Origin of the sequence: Pannus brasiliensis CCIBt3594 (assembly GCF_036688125.1) — a bacterium.
Taxonomy (GTDB): domain Bacteria; phylum Cyanobacteriota; class Cyanobacteriia; order Cyanobacteriales; family Microcystaceae; genus Pannus; species Pannus brasiliensis.
The window spans coordinates 34,259-50,136 of the sequence record NZ_JBAFSM010000039.1; the positions used below are offsets into that span (position 1 = coordinate 34,259).

The 15,878-nt window shown below is 51.8% G+C and carries 15 protein-coding genes; 8 read left to right on the top strand and 7 right to left on the bottom strand.

Annotated features, from left to right (window positions below; genetic code table 11):
* Nucleotides 1-145: 145 nt before the first annotated feature.
* Together V0288_RS17995 and V0288_RS18000 are read right to left on the bottom strand one after the other, a co-directional pair.
* A complete protein-coding gene (locus tag V0288_RS17995; RefSeq protein ID WP_332866531.1) occupies nucleotides 146-2,341 on the bottom strand; it encodes a Piwi domain-containing protein in 2,196 nt (731 codons plus the stop codon).
* Nucleotides 2,338-3,156 (bottom strand): PD-(D/E)XK nuclease family protein, encoded by an 819-nt coding sequence (locus V0288_RS18000; protein ID WP_332866532.1) that lies wholly within the window; start codon nucleotides 3,154-3,156, stop codon nucleotides 2,338-2,340. The genes V0288_RS17995 and V0288_RS18000 overlap by 4 nt, the downstream gene beginning before the upstream one ends.
* Nucleotides 3,157-3,248: 92 nt before the next feature.
* Between V0288_RS18000 and V0288_RS18005 the strand changes: the two genes are divergently transcribed.
* Both V0288_RS18005 and V0288_RS18010 read left to right on the top strand, forming a co-directional pair.
* Entirely contained in the window at nucleotides 3,249-3,608 is a 360-nt protein-coding gene (locus tag V0288_RS18005) for a helix-turn-helix domain-containing protein (protein ID WP_332866533.1), read from the top strand.
* Nucleotides 3,608-4,249 (top strand): ImmA/IrrE family metallo-endopeptidase, encoded by a 642-nt coding sequence (locus V0288_RS18010; protein WP_332866534.1) that lies wholly within the window; start codon nucleotides 3,608-3,610, stop codon nucleotides 4,247-4,249. Before V0288_RS18005 ends, V0288_RS18010 begins: the two co-directional genes overlap by 1 nt.
* On the opposite strand, the gene V0288_RS18015 is transcribed toward V0288_RS18010, so the two are convergent.
* Complete coding sequence (locus V0288_RS18015; protein WP_422662013.1) at nucleotides 4,229-5,440, bottom strand: tRNA nucleotidyltransferase/poly(A) polymerase-related protein; 1,212 nt, start codon at nucleotides 5,438-5,440, stop codon at nucleotides 4,229-4,231. The two genes, V0288_RS18010 and V0288_RS18015, sit on opposite strands and share 21 nt — an antisense overlap.
* Before the next feature lie 89 nt (nucleotides 5,441-5,529).
* On the opposite strand from V0288_RS18015, the gene V0288_RS18020 reads away from it, so the two are divergent.
* Together V0288_RS18020 and V0288_RS18025 are read left to right on the top strand one after the other, a co-directional pair.
* Nucleotides 5,530-5,778: a Ycf34 family protein gene (locus tag V0288_RS18020; protein WP_332866536.1), complete on the top strand. Its 249-nt coding sequence runs from the start codon at nucleotides 5,530-5,532 to the stop codon at nucleotides 5,776-5,778.
* Between the two features lie 44 nt (nucleotides 5,779-5,822).
* The gene (locus V0288_RS18025) at nucleotides 5,823-6,140 is read left to right on the top strand and encodes a DUF3067 family protein (RefSeq protein ID WP_332866537.1); all 318 of its coding nucleotides are present in this window, start codon (nucleotides 5,823-5,825) and stop codon (nucleotides 6,138-6,140) included.
* 101 nt (nucleotides 6,141-6,241) lie between these two features.
* Here V0288_RS18025 and V0288_RS18030 read toward each other — a convergent pair whose 3' ends face one another.
* Both V0288_RS18030 and V0288_RS18035 read right to left on the bottom strand, forming a co-directional pair.
* A complete protein-coding gene (locus V0288_RS18030; protein WP_332866538.1) occupies nucleotides 6,242-6,766 on the bottom strand; it encodes a peptidylprolyl isomerase in 525 nt (174 codons plus the stop codon).
* Nucleotides 6,767-6,838: 72 nt separating this feature from the next.
* The gene (locus tag V0288_RS18035; protein WP_332866539.1) at nucleotides 6,839-7,762 is read right to left on the bottom strand and encodes an NAD(P)/FAD-dependent oxidoreductase; all 924 of its coding nucleotides are present in this window, start codon (nucleotides 7,760-7,762) and stop codon (nucleotides 6,839-6,841) included.
* Nucleotides 7,763-7,866: 104 nt separating this feature from the next.
* Here V0288_RS18035 and V0288_RS18040 point away from each other — a divergent pair, with 104 nt between their 5' ends.
* Together V0288_RS18040 and V0288_RS18045 are read left to right on the top strand one after the other, a co-directional pair.
* The gene (locus tag V0288_RS18040; protein WP_332866540.1) at nucleotides 7,867-8,697 is read left to right on the top strand and encodes a YaaW family protein; all 831 of its coding nucleotides are present in this window, start codon (nucleotides 7,867-7,869) and stop codon (nucleotides 8,695-8,697) included.
* 1 nt (nucleotide 8,698) lies between these two features.
* Entirely contained in the window at nucleotides 8,699-9,979 is a 1,281-nt protein-coding gene (locus tag V0288_RS18045; protein ID WP_332866541.1) for an O-antigen ligase family protein, read from the top strand.
* On the opposite strand, the gene V0288_RS18050 is transcribed toward V0288_RS18045, so the two are convergent.
* The gene (locus V0288_RS18050) at nucleotides 9,976-10,263 is read right to left on the bottom strand and encodes a hypothetical protein (protein ID WP_332866542.1); all 288 of its coding nucleotides are present in this window, start codon (nucleotides 10,261-10,263) and stop codon (nucleotides 9,976-9,978) included. The genes V0288_RS18045 and V0288_RS18050 overlap by 4 nt on opposite strands.
* A 250-nt stretch (nucleotides 10,264-10,513) precedes the next feature.
* Between V0288_RS18050 and V0288_RS18055 the strand changes: the two genes are divergently transcribed.
* Entirely contained in the window at nucleotides 10,514-14,131 is a 3,618-nt protein-coding gene (locus V0288_RS18055) for a Yip1 family protein (protein ID WP_332866543.1), read from the top strand.
* Between the two features lie 143 nt (nucleotides 14,132-14,274).
* Here V0288_RS18055 and era read toward each other — a convergent pair whose 3' ends face one another.
* Nucleotides 14,275-15,231: a GTPase Era gene (gene era, locus V0288_RS18060; RefSeq protein ID WP_332866544.1), complete on the bottom strand. Its 957-nt coding sequence runs from the start codon at nucleotides 15,229-15,231 to the stop codon at nucleotides 14,275-14,277.
* Between the two features lie 82 nt (nucleotides 15,232-15,313).
* Between era and V0288_RS18065 the strand changes: the two genes are divergently transcribed.
* A complete protein-coding gene (locus V0288_RS18065) occupies nucleotides 15,314-15,856 on the top strand; it encodes a DUF6816 family protein (RefSeq protein WP_332866545.1) in 543 nt (180 codons plus the stop codon).
* The last annotated feature ends 22 nt before the right edge of the window (nucleotides 15,857-15,878 follow it).

Genomic DNA, 15,878 nt, shown 5'->3' on the forward strand with positions numbered 1-15,878 from the left:
ATTACCCAAAATTATCCCCGATCGATCCGATCGCCCGTCGGATCGATCGGAAAGACGACGATCGCGATTAACATAGTGGATAGCGCGCGTCGATCGCCGAATTCTCTCCGAGATAGGGAGCGAAAATGTATGAATATCCGATTGCTTAAAGCCAGAATTGTCGATCGCCCTCTAAAGCGCTCGGATAAATTCCTTTTAAGCGTAAATCCGCCATTCGATCGGCTCCATACAGGGGCATAGGTAAGCGAGGAGGCTTTAAAGCCCCGTGATGGAGTAAAGTAAGTTTTAGCGTCGCGTCTACCACGCTTTCGATACTCGCTTGATAACCCTCGGGACGGACATTTAACCGCAAAGGACGGGCTAATCCCACATTCGGAGCGACTTGAGTAGTAACGACGATCGCCTCGCGGGAAGATAATTGTAACGTTAACCCTCGCGTGGGTGGGGCTAAATTCCTATCGACGAAATTATAAAGTCTCGGGATCTGTGATTTTCTACACTCCACGAGAATAAATCTCGCGTTGAGAGCATCGGCTCGCTTTAAAATCTTTTCGATTTCTTGATTGACAAAGCGACCATCTCGATATAAAAGAACGGTTTTATTTTTAAATAAATCAACGGGAAGAACTTTTTCAATAAACCGTTGAGGAATTTCTTCTCCCTGCACGAAATCACTTTCTAGTTGATAGCGGATAAACTCTCCTCGTTTTCCGTACAGACGGATACTGGCGCAAACGTTCAGCGTTCCGGGTAAATTCGCTTTGCTCTGTCGAGAAATATCGAAACCGATAAAACTATCGGCGATCTCTAATGGTTTAGCGAGAACAAAGGGTAAATTTCCTAGTTTTGCGAGAATACCCGGAATGATTTGATTAAGAACAAATCTCTGATTTTGTTGTAAGGTATCTTCGTAAATAAATTGACTGGCGACACGACGGTAGAGTAAGTGTGAGTAAATACGGTTGTACAAGCTTCCCTCGTTTTTACTGTCCGCTTGGCGATCGCTCTGGGGCAAGAAGACTAAAAATATTTCTGGATTATAACTGAGAGCCTCGTTTATTCGTTCTTCTATATTCGCCCAAGTACGAGAATAATTATTATCGTCCACCGATAATTGTATATTGTCTACTATCTCCGAAGAAAATTCATAGACGGCTAACTGTTTTTGTACCTCGTTTATAAATCCGTTTACCGCTCGATCGCAAAGATTGAGAATAACCATCTCGATCGGTTTCGATCGATCCTGATAGTTTTCGTGACGCTTGAATACTCCACCCTCTTTCAGTCCAGATAATATTGAACCGCTCTTGGCCGTTTTTCCCTTGCCGAATAACAGTAAAGTCTCGCTTAAGCCGAGGGAAGGCTTTTTAAAAAGCACTTTCTCTGTAATGCTATTAATTGACGCTTTCTCGACTTTATATCCATAGGGTTCTAACGCGCTAATCATTTCCAGTTTGTAATTTCCTACAAGCTCTTTCCTTTGCAGGAATGAGATTTTACTAGCTTTCAATAAATCTCCGTACTTAACCCCGAAAGCGTTCGCGGTTTCCGCGGTGATCATGGGACGTAGAGCGGCGAGAGCGTAATTGTAGGTTTTGCTTGATTTGAATTTTATTGCAACGATCGGTTGGTCATCGGGCGCTTCTTCTAGAGCGTATAAACTTAATGAACCCGTGGCGTATTGTGCCAAGCGGACACGATTATCTCCCTCACCGATTCTCCCCACGATTCCCACGATCGTCGCGCCGCTTCCTTTTTCAATATCGATAACTTTTAAGCCGACTAAAACTTTTTCGGGATCTTGTCGCTCCGGATGATCCTCGTAGAAATCTTCTAAAGTACCTTTATACAGAATTCTACTTTTCACCGATAGCGCGATAGCCGGCTTTATTTCCCCGTTTAGCTCGACGGTTTCAGCCCAGAATTTCGCCTCTCGTTCTACTCTCGCTCTTTGTTTCTCTTCAACTAACCGAGAAGATAAGCAACGTTCTTTCTGTAAAATTCCACTCGCTAATCCCGAAATAACTTCTGGTGATGGAGTCGGGTTCTGTAACCATTGAAATGACCAGTAGCGCGAGCGAAATTCCTCGATATCCTCTTGAATACGGCTTAACTCTTCACGCCATCGGTCTTGAACGGGTAAGGAAACGCCCCGTTTTCCCAGCGCCCAAAAATACCCATCTCGCCAGATAACGACTACATCGGGTATTCTCGCGGAAAATTGATAGCTCAAACGATTTCCCGTCTCTCGATCGACATCTCCCGTTAACCGAAATCCCATTAGATTCGGCTCGGCAATTTGGAGTAAAGAAATCTCGCTTAAATAGGTAGGTTCGGTCATGCGGCACGCTCCACGGTAGAAAATTTACAGATCGGGTTAAAGATGCAATATTTGCAATTAAAATGAGGATTGGCGGGATAAATCTCGTCGAACGCGTCATGATTCCACCGATAACGTTTTAGCTCGTCTTGATGGCGTTTGGCGATGGTCGCTAATTGTCTTTGAATCGCGTTTAATTGATTCGGATTTGCGCTGATAGGCTCGGTTCCCTCACCGGTTTCTAGGTTGTAAAAAGAGGCGATCGCTGACCGATCGGGATATAAATATTGACAGGCGAGAAGATACACGAGAGCCTGACGGCGATCGGGTTCGCTTGTCCCGGTTTTTAAATCGATAACGTGCAATGTGCCGTCCGCTTCCTCCACGATACAATCGATCGCGGCATAAAGGTTAAAAACGAAATCTCCCTGTCGAATTACAATCGGTTCGGGAAATCCTTCATCCCCGCGAGCGAGTTTGACGATCTTTTTAGTCGATAGAAACGGGTTTTTCCGGTAATCACTTAGAATCGCCCCCACTCTTCGCTGTACTTCGTCCGCTTCTTTCTCTAACTCTAGAATTTCCGCGACTCGATTCACCCCGTCGGGATGTTGTAATAACGCGAGGTTTTGATGGAATTCGTAAACTCCTTTTTGCCCTAAAAGCCCGATTCTCTGCCATTCCGTATCTCGCTCTAACAGAGCCTTAACCGCGGCTTCTTTCTTCTTAGCTTTCGTGTATCCCCGCTTGCGATCGCAGTGCCACGCTTCCTGACCGACCGGGGGCGAGAATAACAGCCATAGATTGTAACTCGCGAACTCCCACAACTTGTTCATTCTCTGTCACCTCTCCGTTATACTGTATGTATTGTTCATTATGACCTAGTTTATCATGTTGACCAATTCTGTCAACTACCACAAGAGAGAACATGGAAAGCACATTCGGAACCATCCTTAGACAAGCGCGTAAAGAGAAAGGACTTTCCCAGAGAGACCTGGCGAAACTGGCCGGGGTCAACTACACGTACCTGTCCAAGTTAGAAAACGACCACGCGGGAACCCCCCCTAGCGAGGAAGTGATCGAGCGGTTAGCGAGTCACCTAGAGCTTTCCGCAGAGGATCTACGCTATTTAGCGGGTCGGATCACCCCCGAAGACGAACGGGTGTGGCAAGATTTCGTTAAACAGAATTATCAACAGATGCCGGTGCTATTCCGGAAAATGAAGCGAGATCCGAAATTCGTTCGCGAATTTTTGCGGGAGACGGGGGAAACCGACTCGGAGGAGTGATGTCAGCGAACATTTATCAACCCTATCGTTACTGGAAAAAAGAGGAGATCGAGGCTAAAGCGCTCGAAATCTTGCAAAAAATGGACGCGGACCCGAAATACCGTCTCCGATGGCCGCTCGATCCTACCCGGGTGGCCGAATTTCTCGGACTCGACACGGATATCATCGATCTCGATGAAAGCGAGGGAATCGCGGCGATGATCTGGCCGATTCAAGGAAAAATTCTGATTAACGAGAGAAACGATCGATTATCGAAAGGTTTTCAAGAATCCTCGATCGCTCACGAGATCGGTCATTGGGTACTGCACGTTAACCGAAGGAACATCCAAGAATACGATCGAAACCGCGATCTCTCGGCCCCGATCGCTTTACACCGACATTATCGGGATAAGGAAGAGAAAGGGATCGAATGGCAAGCGCAATACTTCGCGAGTTGCTTACTGATGCCGCGGTTTATTCTGGAGAAAAAACGAAGGGGACGAGACTTAACGAACTGGCTTCACCTTCGGGCGATGGCGGAAGACTTAGGCGTAACTAAATCGAACTTGATCCATCGTCTGAAAGATTTAGAATGGATCGTTATCCCCGAAAACTCCAGACGAATTTACCTCGGTAAAGCGTTACAAGATCGACAAAGCTAACGTTCTCGCGAACTCGATCGCCTCCTCGAAAGTACCGATTTTCCCCTCGATCGCCGCGACTTGGATCTCGGTGAGAAGTTTCCCGATTAACGGACTCGGTTTTAATTTCAAACGATCGATCAGATCGTTGCCGGTGAGTAACGGTTTCGGGTGGGCGATCGGATCGTCCGGATCGAGATAGGCTTGAAAGAGAGACAGGACGAGGGTTCGATCGATCCCCATCGCCAGCGCGAACAACGCGAACACGGGAAAAACTTTCCCCACCTCTAAAAACAGAAAATAACGATCCCGCGCCTTTAATTCCCCTTCTAAACGGGGGAAATTTTTAATCACCGCCAGTACCGTCCGGATTTCCGATCGAGAGTATTTCAGATCCGCTAACTCCTTCTCGGCCTCTTCCGGAACCGAAGAAACTAACAGCGCGAGTTTCGCCATCTGTACGGTAGTCGGGGAAAAAACGAATTCGGACTCTAACCGATTCGCCTCTTCCGTAACCCGCGGGATTTTCCCCATTTTCTCCCCGGTAATCCGGTTCAACCACGAACGCGTTAAACCGTCCCGCCACGCTTCCTGTAGCCATTTATCCCCGCCGGTATTCAGTAACAGATAATCCAGTTCCGATCGAACCCTCTCCGCGGCAACGTTCCCCAATAGCCCCGCGAGGGAACGGATCGCGACTAAGGTATCTTCCTCGATCTCGAAATCCAACTGCGCCGCCTGCCGATACGCTCTCAACAATCGCAGGGGATCATCTTTTAAATTCTCTCGCGACACCATGCGGAGACATTTGGCGCGGAGATCGCGCGATCCACCCAGCGGATCGATCAATTCCCGTTTGCGGGGATCGTAGGCGATGGCGTTCACGGTAAAATCCCGCCGTTTTAAATCGATCTCTAACGTTTTTCCCTCCATACGGGCGAAATCTAACGTTCCCCCCTCGAAAACCACCCGCGCGATCTCCCGCGCCTCGTCGAGAACCACGAAACCCGCGCGATACCGGCCGGCGATCGCTCTCGCCGTCTCGATCGCTCTCTCGGGCACCACGAAATCGAGATCGATATAATCCTTCTGACGGTGTAATAAAGCATCTCTGACCGCCCCACCGACTAAATAAGCGTCTTCGGGCAATTCATTCAAATCAACGGGTAAATTCCCCGAAAACAAACGATTTAAATTTATCTGACAGTACATCGATACAGGATTTACAAAAATATAGTTTCGGGCTACCCCACCGGGCGAGAGTCTGAGCTAGATTAACAAAAAAGGGACAGGGTAAAGGTATGTGTATTTGTGTTAACTGCTATTTCGTCGATCGGTGCGTGACCTACCATGCCGTGGAAACGCAACACCAAGAACGTCACCTGACCGACAGCCCCGACTTCGATCCCCAGGAACCCTCTATTAACGTTAACATCCGCACGAAAGAAGATTATATCGAGATGGAATGGGATGTGGTCGGCTGTCACAGCTTTTTGCGAGAAACGGGCAAATGGGCCAGCCTGAGACCGGGAGAACCGATCCCGACGTGATTCGGAAAAGATAGAATAAGTCAGCGATCGCGCGGGAACGGATAATGACTGGCGAAGAGTTACATCAACTGTTATTGACGAAATGGGGTCGTTCCTACGACATCCAACTCCGACGGATTAAGGATAAGATCCACGTTCAAATCATGTGGAAATACCTCGAACAAGCCTCGTTTCCCCTCTCCGAGCAAGAATACCGGGAACATCTTCAAGCGATCGCCGGCTATCTCAACGAATGGGGAGGGGTCGCCCAATTCCAATCCTTTATCCGCGGAACCCGCGACCGTCCCCGTCTGGGAAAAGCCGTCAGCGTACCCATCGATTTAGGCGATCGGGCCTCCGAATGGCTAATCGGCGAATTGTAACCGGATTCTAACCGTAGGGTGGGTTAGCGAAGCGTAACCCACCAATGCCGTAGGGTAGATTAGCGAAGCGTAACCCACCAATAAACCCCGTCACTCACTCACTAACTCAACTGTCCGCAGTCGGCGATCTCGACCGGTACTTTAGTTCTCCCCGAATCCGTTCCCACCTTTTCCATCGCTTGAATCACCTCGATTCCCTCGACCACCTGACCGAAAACGACGTGTTTCCCGTCTAGCCAGGGAGTTTCGACAGTGGTGATAAAAAATTGCGATCCGTTGGTATTCGGCCCCGCGTTCGCCATCGATAATAATCCGGGTCGATCGTGTTTTAGAGAAAAATTTTCATCCTTAAACTTGTTCCCGTAGATAGATTCGCCTCCCGTCCCGTTACCGCGGGTAAAATCTCCGCCCTGACACATGAATTGGGGGATAATTCTATGGAAAAAACTTCCTTTATAGTGTAGGGGTTTTCCCGCTTGTCCCGTGCCTTTTTCCCCGGTGCAGAGGGCGCGGAAATTTTCCGCGGTGTTCGGGACGACATCGGCGAACAATTCCATGACGACGCGGCCGGCGTTTTTACCGTCTATAAAAATATCGAAGAAAACCCGTGGATTTTGAGCGATCATTATCGAACTCCCGATCGAGCGTTTTTTTCCTATCTTAACCCGATCGGCGCGCGAGAAGAACACCGATTTTTTTTACGTTAGAAATCTTTGAATTTCTATAGCGGCACTCTCGCCGGAAGTCAAGGCCGTTTCGATCGCCCTCTCCGGATCTCCCTCCAGACACCAATCGCCGCAAGCGACGAGGGGCAAGGGATCGATCGAGTGTAAACAGGCCACTCCCGAACCGCGACGGGGAACCGCGTACCGCCATCGGTGAATCTGTGACCACGCGGGAGAGGGTAAACCCGATCGAGCGATGATTTCCCCCGTTACCGCCTCTAAATCCTCGCTATCGAGATATTTCGCCGAGAGATCCGCGCCACTCTGTAAAACGAAAACCGTTCGATTCTCGTAAGCCCCGATATGGCGAAAATCGGCGGAAAGAAGCGGGATCGGTAAAGAATCCGCGTAACCCGCGATGACCGTGATACAGGGGTCGTACTCGATCGAATTCAATTCGGGCAGGAAATTAGAAAGATTAGAAGCCTGTAATAGTGTTACCGCTTGCGGGGCGGGAATCGCCAGAACGATCGCCCTAGCGGTCACGCTTTCCCCCTCTTTCCCCTCGATCGACCAAAAATCTCCCGTCGGGATCATCCGCGTCACGAGAAACTCGCGCCGGATTTCTAACTCTCTCGCCAGGAATTTAGCGATCGAGTTCATCCCGTCCGGACAAGGATAAAAGCGATCGTCGATTGCATGAACAAGGTTTTCTGTCAATAGATTTTGAATAAAAAATCGTGTCCGTTCCCCCTGAATTGTCAGGAAAGGAAGACCGTGATCGACGCGGATATCCCGATCGCCGGCCCGGATTCGCCGCGTCGCCAAGCGTCCGCCGATGCCGCGGGACTTGTCGAAAAGCGAGACCGTGAAACCCTCTCGCCGTAAGTATCGGGCGCAGGTCAAGCCCGCTAATCCCGCGCCGATGATCCCAACATCAATCGAAAATTTTGTCACGTCGCGCCCCGAGTCGGTTAGTCTTTAAGTTAGTATTAGAAATATTAAAATAGTTCGCGAAGGACAGACCAACTCGACGATCGGGGCTGAGGAGGAATAGCAAATTGGACGAATTACGGTCAGCTTTGGAGTTAGCCACCGAGGATGAATTACAGCAAATCACGAACATCCTCTTTTGCCGTCGGTTTAATCCTCTCGATTATTTACAGGCCCCCGACCCCGTGGAAGTGCAGAGTCAAGACTGGGATAGCTGGTTAGACTCGATCGAGAACCGTTTCCGCTATCTCGCCGCCGACGGCGTGACCGTGATCAAGGGAAAAACCCGCGAGGTCAGTTACCGACAGGCGTTGATCCGCGTCTGCCATTTCCTGAAAATTCCCTACTCGAACAAGATGCCGACGACGGAAATCGAGGCCGAAATCTATCTACATCTCGTCAGTAAAGCCTGGAAACGCCTTCCCACCTCGGAACAGAAATCCCTCTCCATTCAAATCCAAAAAGCGATCGCCGGCTCGAAAGTTCCCGAACCCCTCCCCGTCCATCTCCAACACGATCCCCTGAATATCGTGTTAAAAGGAACGAGCGCCCTCGCCGTAAATTCGATTATCAAGCCGATTATTCTCAAAAATATCGCCCAACAGGTCGCCCTTCACTTCGCCCGTTACCAAGCGGCGAAAACCGCCCTAATCGAGGGAGGAACCGCGGCCGCCAACCAGATCGCCCTACAAGCCGCCAAACGGGGAATGACCGTCGCCGCGGCCCGTTACGGCGCGCTCCGGACGGTGTTAAGTGTCGCCGGGCCGGCCCTGTGGGGATGGTTTATCGCCGACCTCGGCTGGAAAGCGATCGCCACCGACTACGGGCGCATTATTCCCACCATCTTCGCCCTCGCTCAAATTCGTCTGACGCGGGACGAGTGTTGGGAATTCGCATAGCATGAAACGAATATTCTGTCAAGGGTGGGAGTGGAATTTTCTGCGAATTTCCCTCCTGATCGCCCCGATCCTGCCCGTGGTGGCGGGATTGGGAATTATCGCCGTGTTAATCGCCACCTGCCGGAAAGAGTGGAAGTCGATCGCCGCGAGTCGGTTAAATCGGGGGATCGGCGTTTTATCGCTCTGGTTGCTGTTTGTCGCCGTTTTATCGCCCCGGCCGATCGAGGCGTTACTCGGGTTAGCGAATTATCTCCCGTATTTTTTCTTTTTCGTGAATATCCGGCAGATCGTACAGAAACCCTCGCAGTTGCGGGAACTGGCTTGGGTTTTGGTCATCCCGTCGGTGTGGGTGGTGGCGATGGGATTGGGTCAGATTTTCCTCGGTTGGGGGAATGTTCCCTTCACGGCTTGGGGTTACGTTCCCTACGGCGATCCGAAGGGTAGGATGTCCTCGGTCTTCATGTACGCCAATCTTTTGGGCGTTTACTTGCTGATGATCCTGATTTTGGCGATCGGACTATGGATCGCGACCTTTCGAGCGTGGAAGGGGGACAGAAATAGAAAGGTATCGCTTCAACTGGGCTTTTTAACTTTTGCCATCACTTTCGATAGTTTGGGCATATTTTTAACCGATTCTCGCAGTGCTTGGGGGCTGGGGTTGTTCGCGGGTTTATTGTTCGCGCTGTATCTGGGGTGGCGATCGATCGTCGCGGGATTCGCGGCCGTCGCGGGGGCGATCTCGATCGCTTCCTGGGGGCCGGTTCCTCTGCGGGATGTCTTTCGCTCGATCGTTCCGCGGATGATCTGGGCGCGTTTCTCCGACGAATTATACCCCGATCGACCGGTAGCGACTTTACGGGCCACGCAATGGCGATTCGCGTGGGAAATGGCACAGGAGCGCCCGATTACCGGTTGGGGACTGCGGAACTTCTCCAAAATGTATAAAGCCAGCACCGGGATCTGGCTCGGTCACGCGCACAATTTATATCTCATGTTGATGGCCGAGACGGGAATTGTCGGCCTGTTGATGTTTTGCGCGTGGGTCGCGTGGGTATACGCTCGGGGAATCCGTTTATACCGATTTCTCGCGACGAAAAAAGCCGGGGGAGAATTAATGTTATTCACCTATCTTGTCGCTTTCGGGGGTTGTATTCTGTTTAATTTCTTCGATGTAACGCTCAACGAACCGAAAGTGAATACAACCGCGTGGTTGATTTTCGCCTCGATCGCCGGGATCGTCCGGAGTGCTGACGGGGAGAGAGCGCGAGAGATCGATCGCTAAATAGTATCCGGCTTACAGTAGTCTTCTTGAATTGCTTTTTTGATGCGGTTAAATTCGTCAAATAATTGGAATGGCGATTGTGGAGATTCGGCGATCGCTCGTTTTGTCGCTCTCTCCAGAATCTCCCTGGCTCGCCGAACTTCCCCCGCGGTCGGCTTCTGAAATATATCCGGTTCGAGTAAATCCAAAAATTGTAAAACCTCTTCTCGCTTTTCCGGGGAAAGTCCGCGAAACGTATCGATCGTCAGTTGTTCCAGATTAGAGATCGTACAAAACTCTCGCATCGCTCTTGACAGCACGACAATTCTATAATACCGAGTTCGATCGACGCGTCTCGAAAACTTTAACAATCGCGAATTATAAAATTATTATCGCTTTTTTAGGGATTTTCTCGCCATTTTATCCTTGATTATTCCTCCTGACTCCCGCCTCCCGCCTCCCGTCCTCCCGATCGACTCCCGCCGTAGACGAAAAGAACATCTCGCGTAGAATAAAAAAGGCGAACTCGATCGAGGGAAAGGAAGACTCAACAGTATGGTAGAACGATTCTGGGATTTTATCGGTCGCGTCTTCCTCTTACAGTCCGATGTGTTCCGACAGGTGAGCGACGCGCCGGACGGTTGGATTCTGACGTTGGGAATCGTTTTCGGGGCCGGTTTATCGCTGGCGATCGCCGAGGCGATCATTCTCTTCATCAATCGGGTGAAACCGCTCCGATTCGTCTTAAGCCTGCTCATTAGTGCCGTTCTCTTCGCTTTCGGCTATCTCTTTCTCGTTTCCAGCACCTGGCTAATCGATTTTCTGCCCGGAACGCTTAAAATCTCCTTTCCGGTTTTACTGAAAGTTTTCGGGATCAGCTTCGCACCGCTTCTGTTCGGTTTTCTCGGCGCGATCCCGTATCTCGGCGTTCCCCTGCTCTCCTTGCTGTCGATCTGGCATTTATTGGCGTTGGTGGTCGGTTTCGCGGCGGTAAAATCCACTTCCCTCGGAACGGCTTTCAGTTACGTGGCGTTAGGCTGGCTAATCTTACAGATCCTGCAAAGAACCCTCGGACAACCGATCGCCAATCTAGGCAAAATCGTCATCGATCGGGTCGCGGGAGTGTCGATCGTGCGGGGAAGGGAAGAGATCGTTCGACTGCTCCAGGACAACTTTCTCCAACCCTCGTCACCCGTACCTTCTACCGTCGATGTCGCCTTCGCCGAACCCGCGAGCGCTTCCGTTTCCGGGTCGATCGACACTACCCTATCGCCGATTCTCCCGACCCATAAATCCCCGCGAAAAACATTTTCCTCGCTCCCTATATTCGGTTTAGTGGGAATTTTTTTACTAACAGTCATCACCACCATTTTTCTCGACCCCTTACGGGATTGGATATTTAGTTACTACGAAAACTTACCCCGAAGCCTGCGTTTCCTGATCGATCTCCTGTGGATCGGGATCGTGGCGCTGGCCGTCGCGGGATTACTCGCGCCTTTGGAAACCCTCGGATGGTGGGCCGGCTGGTACGACGACGAGATCGATACTACCGTGAACACGGGAACCCTCGCGGAACCGATCGAGAATACCCGATCGCTCCGTCGCTACCTGATCTATCTCGACGGCATCGGTCAATCGAGCTTTCAATACTTACCCGACGTAGAAACTTTTCTAGCGGAGTTAACCCCCGCTTTACCCGAAAATATGGCACTGATTCGGGGAATCATGGCCTATTCGGTGCTGAATAATCCCCTCGATGAAGATCGTCCCCTCGCGTTTCTCTGGCGTTTGGCGGATAAATATCGTTTCGCCAATCCCGCGAGTCTTCTCGGCATGATGGTTAATATCCGCAACGTGCTGATCGTGGCCGTGTCCGCGGACGCGCGCTACGGGCCGATCTACCATCGGGGAATCGCCCGAATTCTCTATAACGCGCTGATCCGGGCGGGTTATCGGGTCGGGAGCGGGATTCCCGTTACCCTGATCGGTTATAGCGGTGGCGGTCAAATGTCGGCCGCGACGGCCGCGGTTTTGAAAGGCGCGCTCGGTGCCTCGATCGACGTGATCTCCCTCGCGGGGGTGATCAGCGGCAATTGTCATCTCCTGGAGATCGAACACCTGTACCATCTGGTGGGCGACAAGGATAATGTCGAGAAAATCGGCCTGATCATGTTCCCCGGACGCTGGAAAATCTTTCCCCTCTCCTACTGGAATCGCGCCAAACGACGGGGCAAAATTACCATTATTCCGCTCGGACCCGTGGGCCATCAAGTGCCGGGGGGCTTGCTCGATCCGAACGCGTATTTACCCGACGGACGCAGTTACTTACAACAGACGATCGACTATATCGCCAAGATTCTCCGGGGGGAACTTCTCGCGCCGAATCAGCGGCCGCGCCGTCAACCGAGTAATTATGAACTCTATAAAGCGGCGGATTTTAACCGTCCGGACTATTATCCGCTCGATCGAACCGTCGATCCGGCTCTCTATCGGCCGATCGCCCCGTGGATGGGTCGTTTAATCCTGCCGACCCTATACGAGAGAGCGATCGTCCGCGGGGTGTGGCTGGAAGTCCATCACGCGCCGGAAGAGTTTCGCGCTCTCGTCGGGCAACGGGTGAAACTGCGCTGGGGAGAGAGTCCGGCCCTGCGGAAACTGGTGGTCGCGGTGACGCGGGACGTGCATTTCAGCCCCGACGCGGAGTATACCGGCGAGTACGGGGGATTGATCCACCCCGATCGCCTCGACCACTGGCAGGGTGTCGATCCCCTCGAATCCCTCGCCGGTTCCCTGCCGGAAGATGACACGATCGTGATGTTATTCGACCCCGTGATCGTGGAAACTATCGGCGGAGAGACGATTTTGCAAATTTTCCAACAACCGAGCCAGATAACGGGACGTTATTACGGATTAGTGCGTTTTATCGCCCCCGTGACGGGAACCGATCGATTCGAGGTACGGCATTTTAATAAGATTTCCCGACAGTTCGACGGGGTAAGCGAGCGAGTGCGCCTTCCCGCGGTGATCGCCGATCAGAACGGTTGTTTTCCCTCCACGGCGCGGGAGATCGAGCGATCGCCCCTCAACGAGTCGGGATGGTACATTTACGGGGCGAAGGACGCGGAGGGCATTTTTGTCGTCCAGGCTCTCGCACCGCGCTCCCTGCTCAAATTAGAGCCGGATCGGGTGATTTTTGGAGTCAAATCCGGCTACCGTTATATTCGGAAAGAGGCTTGGGCGGATATCGATCGACAGAAAGGAAAGATCGGTTCGGTGCTGTTAAATCCGCGGGAGGGGGAGAGTGTACGGGAATCGATCGATTCCTGGCGGGAGGGCGATCGCGCGTTAGTCGTCCATACCTACGGGGGGATCGGGGGCGAGAAACGCGAGCCGGCCGCTTCCACGCCGATCTTTTTCGGTCATTTCGCCTACGGTCTCGCCACCGTCGTCCGCGATCCCCTCGCCGACGAGCTTCGCTTCGAGATCCACTACTATCAGGTATACACCCACAACACCGACGGACTGATCGCGGGAACCTTGCATTGGTCGCGGTACATGGGCGATCGGCAGTTCGGATGGTCCGGTGTTCGCCCGGTTTGCGATATTATCATCAAATTCGAGCCTTTCACGGGCTTTTTCGAGTTCGAGACCTTTCGATCTTCCCCGCTAAACTCGATGCTCGCGCAATTGGAAGCGATGACCGCTCGCTATCGCATCGGTGACGGAACGGGAGGAACCTACGTCGGCGCGGCGAATAATTGCTCCCAGGACTCGAATCAGGCGTTATTCGCCAGTATCGGTAATCTTCAAAGAGCGATCGACGAAAATAAAGCGTTTTTAGAAACGTGGTTCCGAGAACACCCCGAAGAAGAGCGACAATACCGGCGGTTATTAAAACTCAAGCGAGCGCTCAAAGGGGATCTACAGCCGCTCGAATTGCCCCGCGCCGACTGGCGGGATAACGAGTTCAATCTAGGAACCACCCTAGAGGATCGGCCCCTGCGAAATCTGCTCACCGGTTTGGCCAGTTGGCGAACCCTCCTGCCGAGGTTGGCCAGCGACACGATCGCCGAAACCTTTCTCCGTCAGGGCGCGGAGATCTGGGTACTCCGAACCAACCAGATCGGCGGCAACGATCCGGATATCGCCCCGATCGCGCCGATAACGCTGTGAGGAGGCAGGAGTCAGGAGCCAGGAGGCAGGAGGGTAGGGAGTAGGGAGTAGGGAGTAAATTTCTGGAAACTCTCGATTTTTTCCCGAAATTATCTCCTCTCTATCTTGATTTCCCACTCCGAACTCCGAACTCCCCATCCCCGTTACTCCTCGTCCCGGTAGCCGAAGTCGGCGAGGAGCGATCGAGATTCTCGCCATTTCGGTTCGACTTTAACGAAGAGTTTGAGGAATACCTCGCCCTCGATGAGTTTTTGAATGGCAACTCGGGCGGCACTACCGATCGTTTTCAGCATACTGCCGTTTTTGCCGATAATGATGCCTTTCTGGGAAGGGCGCTCGACGTTGATCGCGGCGAAAACTCGGGTGATACTCTCGGTTTCCTCGACGCGCTCGATGACGACGGCCACGGAATGGGGAATTTCCTGACGGGTGAGGAGTAAAACCTGCTCGCGGATCAGTTCGCCCATGATAAAGCGTTCCGGCTGATCGGTGACGAGATCGGGAGGATAATAATAGGGGCCGGGATCTAGGGTGTCTATCAGTCGATCCTGTAGTTCGTTTAATCCCGTTCCCTCGATCGCCGAGAACTTCTGTACCGGCCAATCCCGATCGCCCGCTAGAGCCAGATAACCCCCGTCGAGTTCCGAGGCATCGTCCGGTTGTTGGTCGGCCTTGTTGAGTCCGAGGATAATCGGGGTTTCGGTGCGGGCGAGAAGTTCGGCGACGTACCGATCGCCCCCGCCGACAGGAGTAGAACTATCGACGATAAAAAGAACGATATCGACCGAATCGATCACGTTCGTGGCGTTTTTAACCAGTATTCTCCCTAGTTCGTGGTGGGGTTTGTGGATGCCCGGAGTATCGAGAAAAATCATCTGCGCTCGATCGGTCGTCAGAATGCCCCGTAAACGGTTGCGCGTGGTTTGGGCGACGGGGGAAGTGATGGCGATTTTCTGACCCACCAATCGATTCATCAGGGTCGATTTTCCCACGTTCGGGCGACCGATAATGCCGATAAAACCCGATTTGAATCCGGGGGGCGCGAGGGGAATCGTTATCGATCCCGCGATATTTTGGGAAGATTCGAGGGCATTATTCATGCTAGAAAATAGATTAAATAAGAAAGGAAGGGGGAACTTTTCATCGATGAAGTGGATAATTTCGCTATCGTTATCGATAGTTTTGTGGTGGGGGAACAATCTTCCGATCGCTCTCGCGGGAAACTTGGTCGATCGGGTGAACGCGTATCCCGAATGGCGATCGAAACCTACCGTCAAAGTCGCCACCGGGGATCTGCCCTATCCCGATTGGATGGCTGGAAACTGGACGGTAAAGATCGATCTCGTCGATCGAAAAGCGCCGCTCGCTCCCTCGATCACGACACCGGGATTCGACGATCGTTCTCGCGACTTACAGAAACCGATCGAGTTTCCGGTTAGATTTATCGAGAAACCGTTGGTTAGTACGGAACAATTTAGCTTTCCCGTTCCCATTATAAAGAAAACGGTGATTGTTGCCGATCGATCTTTCAATAGTTTGTCTCTCGGCCGCGCTTATTTAGGAGAGAACACCCTATTAGCGGTGAAAGTAGACCCGGAAAATCCGAACCGTCAAATTAGTTTTTTTCGGGGCGATCGACAACTCCTCTCCACGATCGTCGGTCGCGATAGCGAGACCCCCCGGAGCGATCGCTTTCATCTCAGGGGAAAATTTTACCTATTTTAAAACGGAACCCTTTCGAGTCCCG

What these genes read in the sequence shown, in the direction of transcription:
- V0288_RS18010 (WP_332866534.1), top strand. Translation starts at nt 3,608, where the DNA reads ATGTCAGCGAACATTTATCAACCCTATCGTTACTGGAAAAAAGAGGAG.
- V0288_RS18030 (WP_332866538.1), bottom strand. Translation starts at nt 6,766, where the DNA reads ATGATCGCTCAAAATCCACGGGTTTTCTTCGATATTTTTATAGACGGT.
- V0288_RS18055 (WP_332866543.1), top strand. Translation starts at nt 10,514, where the DNA reads ATGGTAGAACGATTCTGGGATTTTATCGGTCGCGTCTTCCTCTTACAG.
- V0288_RS18015 (WP_422662013.1), bottom strand. Translation starts at nt 5,440, where the DNA reads ATGTACTGTCAGATAAATTTAAATCGTTTGTTTTCGGGGAATTTACCC.
- V0288_RS18050 (WP_332866542.1), bottom strand. Translation starts at nt 10,263, where the DNA reads ATGCGAGAGTTTTGTACGATCTCTAATCTGGAACAACTGACGATCGAT.
- V0288_RS18020 (WP_332866536.1), top strand. Translation starts at nt 5,530, where the DNA reads ATGTGTATTTGTGTTAACTGCTATTTCGTCGATCGGTGCGTGACCTAC.
- era (WP_332866544.1), bottom strand. Translation starts at nt 15,231, where the DNA reads ATGAATAATGCCCTCGAATCTTCCCAAAATATCGCGGGATCGATAACG.
- V0288_RS18000 (WP_332866532.1), bottom strand. Translation starts at nt 3,156, where the DNA reads ATGAACAAGTTGTGGGAGTTCGCGAGTTACAATCTATGGCTGTTATTC.
- V0288_RS18025 (WP_332866537.1), top strand. Translation starts at nt 5,823, where the DNA reads ATGACTGGCGAAGAGTTACATCAACTGTTATTGACGAAATGGGGTCGT.
- V0288_RS17995 (WP_332866531.1), bottom strand. Translation starts at nt 2,341, where the DNA reads ATGACCGAACCTACCTATTTAAGCGAGATTTCTTTACTCCAAATTGCC.
- V0288_RS18005 (WP_332866533.1), top strand. Translation starts at nt 3,249, where the DNA reads ATGGAAAGCACATTCGGAACCATCCTTAGACAAGCGCGTAAAGAGAAA.
- V0288_RS18045 (WP_332866541.1), top strand. Translation starts at nt 8,699, where the DNA reads ATGAAACGAATATTCTGTCAAGGGTGGGAGTGGAATTTTCTGCGAATT.